Source organism: Clostridium sp. JNZ J1-5 (assembly GCF_053901425.1).
Genome location: NZ_CM132773.1, coordinates 1233832 through 1250328, shown reverse-complemented (window position 1 = coordinate 1250328; position 16497 = coordinate 1233832). Strand labels below are relative to the sequence as shown.

The window sequence follows — 16497 nt, the reverse complement described above, 5'->3', positions numbered from 1 at the left end:
TTTAGAAATATAAAAATTTAATAATACGTTGGTTACCTAGGGTAGAGGTGCTGTAATTATTAGTATTTATTCGGAGTCGGCGGACTATGAGGAATAGAAAAAGGAATTATGGCCGAAGAAAATAAGATGGCAAAATTGTTTTCTGGCTTTGCACAAAATATGTGTAAAGTTGTCGCGTAATAAGTTACGTGGAGAGCTACAAGGTACACTGAGTTCGAAATATATTATATATATTACATTCGTATAATTATATTGCGACGAGGGTGTCCTTGTCGCAATATTTTTTTATTTATTAGGAAATTATAAGTTATAATGATGTCTCATGCTACATTATAAGGGGGCTTGAAAAATGGGAATTGTAGTACAAAAATACGGAGGAAGTTCTGTTGCTACAACTGAAAAAATTAAAAAGATTGCTGAAACATTAGTAAAAAGAAAAAAGAAAAAAGATGATTTAGTAGTTGTAGTATCGGCTATGGGAGACACTACAGATGATTTAATTTCACTGGCAAAACAAATATCTAATAATCCCGATAAAAGAGAACTTGATGCGTTGCTATCTACGGGAGAAATGATGTCTTGTGCACTGCTATCTATGGCTATCAAGGAGTTAGGATATAATTCAGTTAGTTATACAGCTTACCAAATTGGAGTTAAAACTACTGGACAATATGGAAAAGGATTAATTGATGATATAGATGATACTAGAATAAGACAAAGTTTAAAACAAGATAAAATTGTAATTGTAGCAGGATTTCAAGGAATAAATAATGAAGGAGATATAATCACATTAGGTAGAGGTGGATCAGATACTTCTGCAGTAGCATTAGCAGTAAAGCTTGGTGCTATATGTGAAATCTACACAGATGTAGATGGAATATATAGTGTTGATCCTAGAAAATATAAAGATGCCAAGAAATTAGATGCAATAGATTATGAAGAAATGCTGGAACTTTCTAGTTTAGGAGCTCAAGTTATGCATTCAAGATCTATCGAATTGGCTGAAAAATACGAAATCCCATTATATGTAGGATTGAGTAATAGTGATATCCAAGGAACGGTTATTAAGGGGGTAGATAAAATGAACTTAGAGAGTAAGCCAGTGACAGGACTTGCTACCAGTGATGATGATATAGCAGTAACTTTGAAAGAGATAAATTCAGATATAAATATATTATCTAATTTGTTTGAAGCTATAGGAAGCAGAAAAATTAATATAGATATGATAAGTCAAACAGCACCATTAAATGGCAAAGTGAATGTTTCCTTTACAATTCCAAAAGATGAACAGGAAGAATGCATGGGTATAATTAAAAACTTTGCTAAAGATGAGTATATATCTATAGATAATAACATTACAAAGTTTTCAGTAGTTGGAATTGGAATGAAGAATACTTCAGGAGTTGCAGCAAGAATGTTTAAGTTATTTAGTGAAAATGATATAAATGTGAAAATGATAACTACATCTGAGATAAGAATTACTTGTGCTATAAGCCAAGAAGATAAGACAAAGGCTATTCAAATCATAGCAAAAGAATTTAATCTTTAGTTGGTGAATATTATATTGAATGGGGGCTTATAAATTGAAATTATTTGGAACTATGGAAATATTAAATAATCAATTATGTATAGGTGGTATTAGTACTATTGAATTAGCTAGGGAATTTGGAACTCCGCTTTATGTAATGGATGAAAAATTAATTAGGGATAATTGTAAAATGTTTTATAAAAGTTTTAAGGCTGACAAAAGTATAAATAGAGTAGCTTATGCCGGGAAAGCTTTTTTAACCATAGCCATGTGTCAAATTATAGATGAAGAAGGATTGTATCTTGATGTAGTTTCAGGAGGAGAATTATATACAGCTTATAAAAGCGGTTTTCCAATGGAAAAGATATATTTCCACGGAAATAATAAGACTATAGAAGAAATAGAGATGGGAATTAAGCTAGGGGTTGGAAGATTTGTTGCAGACAATTTTTATGAAATCGAAAAAATAAATGAAATAGCAAAAAAATACAATAAAGTTCAAAAGGTATTGTTAAGAATAACTCCAGGAATAGAAGCCCATACTCATGAGTATATAAAAACTGGTCAAGTAGATTCTAAATTTGGATTTACATTACTTGAAAATCAAACATTAACAGCCGTACAAAAAGCTAATATGCACACAAATATAGAGCTAATGGGATTTCATTGTCATATTGGGTCTCAAATTTTTGAAATCGAACCTTATAGAGAAGAAGTTAGAATAATGCTTTCTTTAATAAAAGAGGTTAAAGATAAATTAGGATTTGAAATCAAGGAATTAGATTTAGGTGGAGGCTTTGGAATTTATTATGAAAGTGGAGACTCTCCAAGAAAATTTAATGAATTCTGTGAAGCTATATTAGATGAAGCAGAAAAGGTTTCAGAAGAATTAGAGATAACTTTACCATCATTAACTATTGAACCAGGAAGATCTATAGTAGGAAATGCAGGTACTACTCTTTATACAGTAGGAGCAATTAAGCAAATACCAGAAGTAAGAAAGTATGTAGCTGTAGATGGGGGTATGACAGATAATATAAGGCCTGCATTATATAGAGCACAATATGAATGTGTGATTGCTAATAAGGTAGAATCTTTTATATCTAGAGAAACTGTAACAATATCAGGAAAGTGTTGTGAATCAGGAGATATACTTTTAAATGACGTTGAAATATCAGAAGTAGAAAGTGGAGATATATTAGCTGTATTAAGCACTGGAGCTTATGGCTATTCTATGTCTAGTAATTACAACAAAATTCCTAGAGCGGCAGTAGTTTTAGTAGGGGATGGAAACGCAAAAGTAATCTGCAAGAGGCAATCATACGAAGACTTAATTGCCAATGAAATTAGGTTATAGCCAAACAATAAATTAGCCATCAAAATTTAAAAAATATAAAAAAGGAACTTATGTTAATAGTTTTTTAGCATAAGTTCCTTTTTATTTTTGTTTAATCTTAGCTTTTTGGGGAACAATAGTTAGGCATAAAATTTTACAGTGATATAAATGTAATGAAGGAGTGACTTTAAATGTCTTATATAATAACACTTATATCTGTAGCTATTATTATGACTCTTTATGTAACTTTAAAAAATGGAAAAAAGGTTGAAAATAATATACTAGGGGACATCCCAGTAATTGATATCAATAAAGAGGATTTAGAAAAACACGCTATAGAAATATCAAGAAATGATTCTTATACAAAAAATACAAATTGTAGAAGAAAACTTATAAAAAGTTTAGATTTAAGTTACAAGAAAATAATAGAGGGTTATGATCATATAGATAAAGATGTTAGAAATAAAAGAGAAGTAGCTCCAGCTTCTGAATGGATTTTAGATAATTTATATTTAATTGAAAAAGAATATAAACATATTAAATATAACATGCCTAAAACATACTATAAAAATCTGCCCATAATAGATAAAGGTATAATGAAAGGCTACCCAAGAGTCTATCATATAGCAGTTGAATTAGTATCACATACTGACGGAAATATAGATGAGGATACTATAGAAAAATTTGTAAAAGCATATCAAACTAATTCTGTGCTAACCAGTGGTGAAATTTGGGCGTTACCTATAATGCTTAGAATAGCACTAATACAAAATATAAGCAAAATTACTGAAAAAATAGTATTTGATTCAAATGAAAAAGAAAAGGCCGATATAATTGCAGATAGATTAATAAGTTCAGTGGAAAGTAAAAAAGTAACTAGAGAAATTCAAGAGATTTCTAAAGAAGATATAGATTTTACTTCACATTTTACAGAAAGATTATTGAAAATATTGAGAGATAATGGGGTAGACTCTCCGGAGATATATATTTGGATAGATGAAAAGCTAGAATTGAAAGAAACAAATTCTGAAAAAATGATAAATTTAGATCACCAAGAACAAGCTTCATACCAGTTTTCTATTGGAAATTCAATTAATTCTATTAGAGAGGTAGAAGCGTTAAATTGGAGAGAAAGTTTTGAAAGACTAAGTTTTGTTGAAAATGTATTGAGAAATGATCCTGCAAATATATATGCTAGCATGGATTTTGAATCTAGGGATTATTATAGACATAAGATAGAAAAGTTAGCACGTGTTATGAAAAAACCTGAATCTTTTATAGCTAAAAAGGCAATTCAATGTGCTAAAGAAGCAGAAATGATTGAAGGCAAAGAATATGAAAAACATGTAGGGTATTATATTATAGACAATGGAGTAGAATGTCTTAAATCCAAATCAGGGTTTAAGGATAAAGGGTTGAATAGTATTAAAAATACTACAAAAAGACATTCGGTGCAATATTACATAGGAACTATAATAACTGGAACTATCGTTATGATGCTTATATTCCTTAGTTCAAGTTATATAAATGATACAGAAAAAATTTTATGGAGATATATAATTGCTGCTCTAGTACTTATAATACCATGTAGTGAAATAGTAACTTCTTTTTTTAATTGGAGTATTAACAATTTAAGCACTCCAAAGTTTGTGCCTAAAATAGAATTAGAACAGGGCATTGGAGAAGAAAATAGAACTATAGTGGTAATTCCAACAATTATAGATACTGTGCAGAGAGCTTATGAATTAATAAGTAGTATGGAAGTATATTATTTAGCTAACTTAGATAAAAATCTATATTTTGCAATCTTAAGTGATTTTAAAGATAGCAACGAAAAGGAAAATAAAGATGATAAACGTATAATAGAAGCTGCTTTAAAAGATGTAGAAAGACTTAATAAGAAATATTGTAAAGATAGAGAAGATATATTTTATTTTTTCAGTAGATATAGACAATTTAATGAAAAAGAAGGAATATGGCTAGGGTGGGAGAGAAAACGAGGAAAGCTTGTAGAATTTAACTCTCTAATCAGAGGAAATAAAAATACAAGTTACGATATTATAAGCGGAAATATAGAACAGCTTTATAAAGCTAAATACGTGATAACTTTAGATTCTGATACTCAACTTCCGCGAGACAGTGCTAAAAAGTTAATTGGAGCCATGAGCCATATTTTAAATAGGCCTTGTATTGATAAAGATAAAAAAAGAGTAATAAGAGGATATGGATTAATGCAACCTCGGGTAAGTATCAGCACCTTAAGTGCTAATAAAACTATTTTCTCAAGAATTTTTTCTGGGGAGACTGGAATAGATACTTATACAACAGCTATATCAGATGTCTATCAAGACTTATTTGGAGAAGGTATTTTTACCGGTAAGGGTATCTACCATATTGATACATTTAATTATATGCTAAGAGATGAAGTGCCTGAAAACTCAGTATTAAGCCATGATCTTTTAGAGGGAGAGTATGTTAGAACCGCTCTTGTTACTGATATAGAATTAATCGATGGTTATCCTGCTTATTATATAGCAAGTGCTAAAAGACTCCATAGATGGGTTCGTGGAGATTGGCAGTTGCTTCCTTGGATTAGAAAGAAAAATTTTAATAAGCCATTATCAAGGTGGAAGTTAATAGACAATTTAAGAAGAAGTTTACTAGCTCCTTGTATAATTTTGCTAATCGCCTTATCATTTGATATTTTACCAGATGGAGATGACAAATGGATTATGGCAGCTATAGTGGCTTTAATAAGCCCGCTGCTATTTGATGTTACAGAATCTGTATCATCACCAATAAGGGGAATCAGCATGTCAGGTAAAATAAATAGCAGCAAAACTGCTCTAGAGCAAGTATTTCTTATATTTTGTTTTTTACCTTATGTTGCCTATCTTATGGTAGATGCTATAGTTAGAACTATTTACAGAGTATTTGTAAGTAAAAAAAATCTTCTAGAGTGGCAGACTGCTGCTGATGCTGAAGCGAAATCTGGAAAAAGATTAAAAGATTATATAAGTGCAATGTGGATGGGAAGTTTAATAGCAGTAATATTATTGGCATTAGCTTTTAATAAATCTATAGATGAAGGAATATTTATGATTCCATCTTGTATAGTATGGTTTATAAGTCCATGGGTAGCTTGGTATATAAGTGGAGAAATAAAAGAAAAAAATTGCATAATAACTAGAGAACAAAAATTAATGTTAAGAAGAATTGGAAGAAAGACATGGGCTTATTTTGAGGATTTTGTTAATGAAGAGAATAATTGGTTAGCACCAGACAATTATCAAGAAGATCCTAATAATGGAGTTGCCCATAGAACATCTCCCACTAATATAGCTATGGGACTTACATCAAATTTGGTTGCCTATGATTTTGGATACATTGGATTAATTGAAAATATAGATAGAATAGATAAAGTATTAAAAAATATAGAAAGCTTACAGGGATATAAAGGCCACTTATTCAATTGGTATAATACTATAACTAAAGAGCCGCTACATCCTAGATATGTATCAACAGTTGACAGTGGTAACTTAGTTGGGTATCTATGGGTTATAGGAGAAGCATTAGAGGAGTATAAAAATGTTTCTTTTATCAATAAAGATATTAAAGATGGCATTCAGGATACTCTTTCCCTTGCAAATGAGGAAATATATAAAGAGCTCCAGATCAAAGATTATTATGAAAGTGAGTTAAATAATTTAAAAGATATAGATACAGATTTAGTTTCATTAAAAAAATATCTTTCATTGTTGTTGAACAAGTGCTCAAAAATTGAAGAATCTTATAATGAGAAAAATTCCTATTGGAACAATAAAATAAAGATAAACATAAATAATCTTTTAGATGAAGTTAATAATATTTTTTCTTATGTTGATTTTATGGATAAATATGATGAAAGAGAAAATGATTTAAACAGTAAATTAAATGATTTAGCATTTAAAATACCGCTGAAATGTATCAATGAAGAAATTGATAAAATAATTTTAGATGGTATAGATTTGGAATTAAAGAAACTATTAGAGAATACCGCTTCTGAAACTAGTAAGTTTATAGAGAAAATAGAAAACTTAAAAAATAAAGTAAATGATATGGTTAAAAATACAGATTTTAAAATGTTATATGATAAAAAGAGAGGACTTTTCTCTATAGGATATGATGTAGAAAGGGATAGTTTAGGGAAAAGTTATTATGATTTATTAGCTTCAGAGGCACGTCAAGCTAGCTTTATAGCCATAGCTAAGGGAGATGTAGATGTTAAGCATTGGTTTAAGCTAGGAAGGTCTATGTCAATAATAGGAAGAAATAAGGGGCTTGTTTCATGGACCGGAACAATGTTTGAATATTTAATGCCCCTATTAATTATGAAACCATATCCAAATACACTTTTAACTCAAACTTATAAAGCCATAGTTGAAGGTCAGAAAAGATATGCTCATATGAAAAAAGTTCCTTGGGGAATATCAGAGTCAGCTTACAGAGCTTTTGATGTAAGCTTAAATTATCAATATAAAGCCTTTGGAATTCCAGGTATAGGACTTAAAAGAGGACTAAAAAATGAATTGGTAGTATCACCTTACTCTACTATTTTAGCATTGCAAGTAGACACTCTAGAGTCTATTAATAATATAAATAAACTTATAAATAGAGGATTAGAAGGTAGATATGGTTTATATGAAGCTATAGACTATACTAAGGATAGGATACCAAAAGGAAATGAAGGTTCAATAGTAAAGTGCTTTATGGTTCATCACCAAGGAATGAGTTTAATGGCCTTAGATAATGCTTTAAAGGATAATATATTAAGAAAAAGATTTCATAACATTTCTGAAGTAAAGGCTACAGAATTACTTCTTCAGGAAAAGGTTCCAAACAGAGTAGTCTATGAAAGAGAACAAAGATTTGATCTAACAGAATTAAAAGAAGAAAAGCAAAATATAATTGTTAGAAGATACAATACAGCTAAGACTCCTTTGCCTGAGATACAACTTCTTTCAAATGGAAGCTATTCTCTTATGATATCAAACAGTGGAAGTGGATATGGTAAAAAAGAAGACATGACAATATATAGATGGAAAGAAGATGTAACCTTAGAAGGTAGTGGCATGTTCTTTTATATAAAAGATATCAAGTCGAAAAAATATTGGAGTGCTACTTATGAACCATGCAAAAATGAAGGAGATAGCTATGAAGTTATTTTTTCACAAGATAAGGCTGAATTTAAAAGAAGAGATGGAGATATATTAACTTATACAGAGATTACAGTATCTAGTGAAGATGATGCAGAGGTAAGAAGAATTTGTCTAACAAATAACGGAAATGAAACTAAGGTTTTAGAAATTACATCCTACTGCGAAGTAACTCTAGCTCCTCTCAACTCTGATATAGTTCATCCTGCTTTTAGTAATCTTTTTATAAGAAGTGAATTTATTCAAGAACCTGAGTGTATAATTGCAAATAGAAGGCCAAGGGCAAAAGGACAAAAGAAGCCTTATGTTGTTCAATGTATAGCCTTAGAAGGAAATTCAATAGGCACAACTCAATATGAAACTAGTAGAGTAAACTTTATTGGGAGGGGAAATAATCTAACACATCCTTTAGCTGTTGAGGAAGATGTTCCACTTAAAAATACTGTAGGAGCTGTGTTAGATCCAATAATAAGTATAAAAAAGAGGATTAAAATAGAGCCAGGAGAAACTTCTAAGATCTCTTACACTACAGCCGTAACAGATTCAAGAGAAGCTGCTATAGAGCTTGCAAATAAATATAAAGAAATGAAAAGTATAGATAGAGTATTTGAAATTGCATGTAGTCAAGGTATAGTGGAGATGAAATATTTAGGAATAAAGTCACCACAGGCAAACCTATATCAGAACATGGCAGCTAAAATATTATATCTAAGCAATCTATACAAAGATAGAGAGCACTATATAAAAGATGTTGCTAGAGGGCAATCAGCTCTATGGAAATATGGTATATCTGGAGATTTACCTATAGTTCTAGTTATAGTAAAAGAAGAAAAACATAAGGATCTAGTTCGACAGATGCTAAATGCGCATGAATACTGGAGTATAAAAGGTTTAAAAGTAGATTTAGTAATTTTAAATCTCCAAAATGTAGCTTATACTCAACCGCTTCAAGATGGAATAAGAGATTTAATAGCTACAAGCCATGCTAGAGATAAACAAAATAAGCCTGGAGGAGTATTTTTAAACAGTAAGTCTATCATAGAGCAAGAAGATATTAAACTTTTAATGGCTATATCTAGAATTGTAATAGAAGGAGATAGTGGATTAGTAATAAACCAAATTAACAAAGATCTCCCTAAAATTGCAACTAGTAAGCTGGCTCCTACTAAAGAAGATAATCGTACCTATAATCCATATAAATTTGAAGTAAATGACTTAGAATTTTTTAATGAATATGGAGGATTTGATTTAAAAAATGATCAATATGTAATTGTTTTAAATGAAGGTAAAAATACTCCAGCTCCATGGATTAACGTTGTAGCAAATGAAAACTTTGGATTTATTGTATCAGAAAGTGGCTCATCATACACTTGGTATAAAAATAGTAGAGAAAATAAAATCACAACTTGGTCTAATGATTGGGTAAGCGATACGCCAGCTGAAGCGCTATATGTTAGAGATGAAGAGAGTGGTGATGTATGGAGTATAACTCCTAAACCTATTAGAGATAATGAGCAATATATTATAGAACATGGATTTGGATACTCAAATTTTAAGCATCATGCATATGGCATAATAGGGGAAGTTACTATGTTTGTGCCGCGTGAGGATAATGTAAAGATCTGTAAAGTTAAGTTAAAAAATAAATCTAATGTGGATAGAAAGCTATCATTAACTTACTTTGCTCAGACAGTTCTAGGAGTTGTGCCCCAAAATACATCAACACATATAGTTACTTACTTAAACAATGATAAAAAATATATTTATGCTGAAAATCCATATAGTGATAGCTTCAATAATCTTTATGCATATTTAAAAATTGCAGGTGGAGAGGAAGAAAGTTTTACAGGAAGTAGAACAGAGTTTATAGGAAGAGGAAAAAATATAGAACATCCAGAAGCATTAAGTAAAGTAGGATTGTCTAACTCTGTAGGAGCTGGTATGGATCCTTGTATTGCAGAAAACTCTAAATTTACTCTCAAGGATGGTGAAGAAAAGATTCTTACTGTAATTATGGGGGAAGATGAAAGTATAGAAAAAATAGAAAAAGTTATAGAAAAATATATTAAAGCTGAAAATGTTGAAACTGAACTAAAGACTATTAAAGAATATTGGAACAAATTACTTCATTCTATTAAAGTAAAAACTCCTAATAAGGCTATGGATATAATGCTAAATGGATGGCTGTTATATCAAACTATTGTATGTAGAATTTGGGCTAGAAGCGCATTTTATCAATCAGGAGGAGCTTTTGGATTTAGAGATCAACTTCAAGATGTTATGGCTGCAGGCTATGTAAATCCTAATATGACTAGAGAGCATATATTATACAGTGCTACAAGGCAATTCTTGGAAGGAGATGTGCAGCATTGGTGGCATCCAGTAGTTGATAGTGGAATTAGAACAAGATTTTCAGATGATTTACTGTGGTTGCCATACGTAACAATAGATTATATAAAGAGAACTGGTGACTATGAGATATTAGATGAAAAAGTAGGTTATCTAGAAGATGCATCTTTAAAAGAAGGAGAAGATGAAAGATATACTGTATCGAAAAGATCTGAAAAGCTTGGAACCATATATGAACATTGTATAAAGGCTATAGAAAAATCATTAAAATTTGGACCACATAATATACCTCTCATGGGATCAGGAGATTGGAATGACGGAATGAGTGAGATAGGGAACAAAGGTAGAGGAGAAAGTGTTTGGCTAGGATGGTTTATATATAGCATACTTGATGATTTTAAAGAAATAAGTAAATCCAAAAATGATGAATATAGAGCTCAAAGATATGATGAAATGAAAGATTTCATAAAAGAAAATTTAAATAAAAATGCATGGGATGGAAGTTGGTATAGAAGAGCTTATTTTGATGATGGAACACCACTAGGTTCAGTTGAAAATGATGAATGTCAGATAGATTCATTATCCCAATCTTGGGCAGTTATATCTAAAGCTGGTGATAGTGATCGCATTAGGGAAGCTATGTCATCTTTAGAAAGATATTTAGTTAAAGAAGATATAGGAATGGTTCTTCTACTTACGCCACCTTTTGCAGATAGTAATTTAGAACCTGGATATATTAAAGGATATGTACCAGGAGTAAGAGAAAATGGGGGCCAATATACTCATGCTTCAACCTGGGTTGTGCTAGCTATGGCAAAGCTTGGAGACGGTAATAAGGCTTGCAAAATTTATAACATGCTAAACCCTATTAATCATACAAAATCTTATTATGACTGTGAAAGATATAAAGTTGAGCCATATGTAATGGCAGCAGATGTATATGGAAGAGAACCTCATTTGGGTAGAGGAGGTTGGACTTGGTATACTGGCGCATCAGGTTGGATGTACAGAGTGGCAATAGAGGGCATATTAGGGCTTAAGTTTAAAGGAAAACAAGGATTCGTAATAGAGCCGGTTATACCTGATGAATGGAAAGAATTCGAAATAGAGTACACTAGAGACAATGATTGTAAGTACTTTATAAAGGTTTCAAGAGGAGAAAAGTCAAAGGTAACTCTCAATGGAAAACTCCTTGAAGATGGAATAGTGCCGCTTTTGGATAGCGGTGATCATAAATTAGAAGTCATATTAGAAAGTAAAAATATTGGACTGAAGACAGCAAAACAAGACTTGGTTAAGTAAATTTTTAAGAACTCCATAATAAACATGGAGTTCTTAAATTATTTATTCTATAAACTATATTAAGTTATACTTAAAAATAATCATCCCAATAATCTTCTCCCCATATATCCTCTTCTCCATTATAAGTATAATCGAATTCTGAATAAGCTATGTTATTTGTAACAATAGAATCTTGTATAGGATTAGGTAGAGGTGTGTAATCTACTTTAGAATAGGATCTCATTTTGGGTGGGTCTATTTCAAAATATCCTCTTTGATTAGGACCATAAACCATACGCTTTTTCTTAGTCAACTAATTCATCTCCTTTTTAAATAGATTATCTTCAAGATTTAGTATTTCACTAAAATAAATAATTACTTTAATTAATATTAATATTTTATAAGAAAAGTTTTGAAAAAAAGGAGGATAATAATGATCTTTGTAGAATATAATTATTAAGTGAGAATTAATATTATTTCTAGGAGGATGATATAAGATGACAGAATTAAGACAAGTTTACAAATGCGATGTATGCGGAAATATGGTAGAAGTAATTCATAGTGCAGGAGGCACTTTAGTTTGCTGTGGCAAACCTATGAGACTAGTAGGAGAGAATACAGTAGACGCTGCAAATGAAAAGCATGTTCCAGTTATTGAAAAAATAGAAGGTGGAGTAAAAGTTAAAGTTGGAGAAGTAGAACATCCAATGCTTGAAGAACATCATATAGAATGGATAGAAATACACACTGAGAATAAAGTATATAGAAAATATTTAAAACCAGGTGAAAAACCAGAAGCAGTATTTATGGTTGAAGAAGAAGTTCTATATGCAAGAGAATATTGTAATTTACACGGACTTTGGAAAAAATAATTATATATTCCTATGAATAGAATAACCTTAAGATAGAGTCTATGCTCTATCTTAAGGTTATATTTAATGTATAAGTTAAAATGTATTGACAAAAGTTAATAATAAGAATATTATATTTAAAAAAGTAAAATTTTAATCAATGATAAGAAGCAAGTAGGCTTAAAAACAAGTTTTTAGAGAGTTGTAGAGGGTGAGATTACAGCAACTATGCTTAAGCTGAATGGGTCTTTGAGATTTTAGGATGAAGTAGAGTAGTTCTAAACGTGGTCTTACGATATAAAGACAGGATACGTTATGTATCTTTAAAAGGAAACCATTAGGTGTTTTGAATTTAGGTGGTACCGCGTGTATATTACGCCCTATATAACAAGATAATTGTTATATAGGGTTTAATTTTTTAGAATTATTTTCGATATTATAGGTCATTAATAATCTCTTAAAACATAGCCAAATTTACATATTATAAAATAAAATGGAGGGATAAATGGTGGAAAATACAGAACAAAAGAAGGTTATATTTAGTGGAATACAACCTTCTGGAGAATTGACATTAGGAAACTATTTAGGAGCATTAAAAAACTGGGTTAAACTTCAAGATGACTATGATTGCTATTATTGCATAGTTGATATGCATGCTATAACAGTAAGACAGGAACCAAAGGACTTAAGAAGAAGAACATTAGAAGTTCTTGCAATATATATAGCTGCTGGTATTGACCCTGATAAGAACACATTATTTATACAATCACATGTTCCAGCTCATTCAGAAGCTGCATGGCTTTTGAATTGCAACACATATATGGGCGAACTTGGAAGAATGACACAATACAAAGATAAATCTCAAAAGTATGGTAACAATATAATAGCGGGACTTTTCAACTATCCAGTGTTGATGGCCGCAGATATACTTTTATATCAAGCAGATCTAGTTCCAGTAGGAAAAGATCAAAAACAACATTTAGAATTAACACGTGATATTGCAGAAAGATTTAATAGTGCATATAGCCCTACTTTTAAAATTCCAGATCCATATATACCAAAAGAGGGAGCTAAGATAATGGATCTTCAAGATCCAACAAAAAAGATGTCTAAATCATCAGATAACCCTAATTCATATATTTTTATAATGGATACACCAGAAGTTATCAGAAAGAAAATATCAAGGGCTGTAACTGACAGTTTAGGAACTGTTAAATATAGTGACGATCAGCCAGGGGTTAAAAATCTTATGACAATTTTAAGTGTAATTAAGGGAATAACCTTTGAAGAAATAGAAAGAAGGTATGAAGGTCAGGGCTATGCTCAGTTTAAGCAAGATGTAGCAGAAGCAATAGTAGAAGAGTTATCTCCAATTCAAGAAAAGGTTAAGGAATTGACATCTAATAAAGAATACTTAGAGTCTATTTATAAAAAGGGAGCTGAAAAAGCAAATTATATTGCTAATAAAACTCTTAGAAAGATGCAAAAGAAGATTGGATTTATTCCAAGATAAATAGAAAAAAGCAGTTTTTACACTGCTTTTTCTTCATTTTCTTCAAGTATAAATTTATTTATAACATGAGCAAGTCCATTTTCTTCGTTAGTATAAGTGATATAATTAGCTTCAGATTTAACCTCATCTGGAGCATTTCCCATAGCCACACCAAGGCCAGCATATTTAATCATATCTAGATCATTATCTGAATCTCCAATGCATATTATTTCGTCAGGTTTTATATCAAACTTTTCTGCTACCAAATTTACTGAAGTACCTTTATTAACACCTTTTTTCAAAATTTCTAAAGTATTTGAAGAAGGCCTTAATACAGTAAATCTTTCTAACAATTCATTTGGAAGATTATTTTTATCAAAAGATAAAGATTCATTTCCATCTAATCTTGAAGGTGGATTATAGTTTATATTATTTCTTTTAATTACACGTTTTAAGTGGCTAGCAAAGTTTTCAGTTTCATTTATATATACGATTCTATTTATAATTGTAGATTCATCTATAGTATCAAAGTTAGTGATCTTCATAGGTAAATTCGATAAAAAAGATTCTATTTGTGTTGTTAAATTTAAAGTAGGAGTCAATATTACATCTCTTGTAAGGGCGTTTAAAGTTATTTTTAGCTTTTTAGAAAGAGCATATAAATATTTAAATTCATCTAATTTTAAAGTGCTTTCGAATATTACTTCATTAGTTCCTAAACACTTAATAAATCCGCCACTACAAGCAATTCCATAATCTTCAGTTTCACTTAAACCCAATTGCTGTGAGTATTTCTCAAGTCCTTGAATTGGCCTTCCTGTAGATAGAACAATTTTTACACCCTTTTCCTTAGCCTTTTTTACTGCTTGAAAATTTTCAGGTGATATAGTTTTATTATTTTTTAATAAAGTACCATCTATATCAATAGCTATAAGCTTATACATCACACAACACCTCCTAACAATCAAACCTAAAAATGATGTTTATATTAATTCATATTACTTATACTATCTAGCTATTAAGTAGTAAATCAAGTTCAAAATCACTTAAAATAAATTTATCTATAATATGAGCTACTCCATCTTCTTCGTTAGTTAAAGTAATATAATTTGCAGCCTTTTTAACTTCAGGAAAGGCATTTCCCATGGCAACACCTAGTCCAGCGTATTGAATCATATGGATGTCATTTCCGGCATCCCCTATGCATATAACTTCGCTTTGTTTTATTTCAAGTCTTTCAGCTAAAGTTTTTACTGCAGCACCCTTACTTACATTTTTATCTAAGAATTCCAAGAAAAGTGGATAACTTCTTACTATAGTATATTTTTCATATAATTCCCTGGGTAATTGCTCTATTACTGAAGAAATTTTTTCTTCAGATCCTACAAATAAAAATTTAACTATTTCAGTAGAAGGATCTATAGTATTAAAATCCACTTCTTCAAAAGGAATATTATTCATAGATACTTCTAATTCAGTATATTTATTATACCTAGGTGAGATGCACCCTGTTGTAGTTAAAGCATGTATATCTACATCTAGCTTTTTACTTAATTCATATAAAAAATGAGCATCATCTAAAGTCATTAATGTCTTGGTAAGTATTTCTCCGGTTTTAGAATTTTCAATTAGAGAGCCGTTATAGGTTATACAATATTCATCATCGTCAACTAAATCTAATTCTTCTAGATAATTCTCAATTCCTTTTTTAGGTCTTCCAGTTGTTAAAACAATTTTTACACCTTTTTCTCTAGCGCTTTGTATAGCTTCATAGTTTTCTTTAGATATTGTTTTATCCTCTTTTAATAAAGTGCCATCCATATCAAGTGCAATTAATTTGTACATTCAAATGCCTCCGTATTTGTTTTAATCTTATAATCTATATTAAGTTTAACTTTAATAACAATAAATATTATAACATTTTTTAATTGTAATTAGTAATATAAGAATAATGCGACAAAATGGCGGCATTGAAAGTACAAAGTAAGGTGCTAAAAATCGAAAGTGTATAATTCAACAGAGAATCTTCGCTTCGTCAAGAAGTTCTAAGTTTGTGCCTTTAAAAATTCCCTACCCAGTTCTATGCAGCGTCCTGCTGCAGACCTGGCTCCCGCCCGTCCTGGGCGGGAATTACGGTAATTTTTAAATTCACAAACTAAGAACTTCTAAGACTTGTTCAAAATTCTCTTAATGAATTATACACCTTCTGACTTTTAGTACCTTAAAGTTGGCAAATCAAGGCCGCTATTACTCAAATAAAACGTATGTTAAGAACTGTAGTAGTTACTATTTAGAATATAGCTAATTTATTGGTCTTGTAAGTATTATATAAAGAGGATTCTTGGCTTCAGATGGAGTTTTTCTTCCAGTTGAAGCTTAGAAGCCCTTATCTAGGGACGTAGCAGCCGTTATCTCTCACTTTAGAAGTGAGAGTGTTACGGATGGTAGTCATCAGATTAATTGAC

At 30.6% G+C, this 16497-nt stretch carries 8 protein-coding genes, 1 riboswitch and 1 other annotated feature; of the genes, 5 read left to right on the top strand and 3 right to left on the bottom strand.

Annotation, left to right across the window (positions count from 1 at the left end):
- Positions 1-34 precede the first annotated feature (34 nt).
- Positions 35-207: riboswitch (Lysine riboswitch) on the top strand.
- 142 nt (positions 208-349) lie between these two features.
- From ACWW38_RS05910 to ACWW38_RS05900, 3 genes are all read left to right on the top strand, one after another.
- Positions 350-1549, top strand: a complete 1200-nt coding sequence (locus ACWW38_RS05910; RefSeq protein WP_456259876.1) for an aspartate kinase — start codon at positions 350-352, stop codon at positions 1547-1549.
- Between the two features lie 34 nt (positions 1550-1583).
- Positions 1584-2885: a diaminopimelate decarboxylase gene (gene lysA, locus ACWW38_RS05905; RefSeq protein WP_456259875.1), complete on the top strand. Its 1302-nt coding sequence runs from the start codon at positions 1584-1586 to the stop codon at positions 2883-2885.
- Between the two features lie 170 nt (positions 2886-3055).
- Complete coding sequence (locus tag ACWW38_RS05900) at positions 3056-11710, top strand: GH36-type glycosyl hydrolase domain-containing protein (protein WP_456259874.1); 8655 nt, start codon at positions 3056-3058, stop codon at positions 11708-11710.
- A 70-nt stretch (positions 11711-11780) separates the two neighbouring features.
- On the opposite strand, the gene ACWW38_RS05895 is transcribed toward ACWW38_RS05900, so the two are convergent.
- Positions 11781-12002, bottom strand: a complete 222-nt coding sequence (locus ACWW38_RS05895; protein WP_456259873.1) for a hypothetical protein — start codon at positions 12000-12002, stop codon at positions 11781-11783.
- Positions 12003-12186: 184 nt separating this feature from the next.
- On the opposite strand from ACWW38_RS05895, the gene ACWW38_RS05890 reads away from it, so the two are divergent.
- On the top strand, positions 12187-12561 hold the full coding sequence (locus tag ACWW38_RS05890) for a desulfoferrodoxin (protein WP_456259872.1): 375 nt from the start codon (positions 12187-12189) through the stop codon (positions 12559-12561).
- A 130-nt stretch (positions 12562-12691) separates the two neighbouring features.
- Positions 12692-12926, top strand: a binding site (T-box leader).
- Positions 12927-13045: 119 nt separating this feature from the next.
- Entirely contained in the window at positions 13046-14053 is a 1008-nt protein-coding gene (gene trpS, locus ACWW38_RS05885; protein WP_456259871.1) for a tryptophan--tRNA ligase, read from the top strand.
- 17 nt (positions 14054-14070) lie between these two features.
- Here trpS and ACWW38_RS05880 read toward each other — a convergent pair whose 3' ends face one another.
- Both ACWW38_RS05880 and yidA read right to left on the bottom strand, forming a co-directional pair.
- Positions 14071-14976: an HAD-IIB family hydrolase gene (locus ACWW38_RS05880; RefSeq protein WP_456259870.1), complete on the bottom strand. Its 906-nt coding sequence runs from the start codon at positions 14974-14976 to the stop codon at positions 14071-14073.
- 67 nt (positions 14977-15043) lie between these two features.
- Positions 15044-15877 (bottom strand): sugar-phosphatase, encoded by an 834-nt coding sequence (gene yidA / locus ACWW38_RS05875; RefSeq protein WP_456259869.1) that lies wholly within the window; start codon positions 15875-15877, stop codon positions 15044-15046.
- Positions 15878-16497 lie beyond the last annotated feature (620 nt).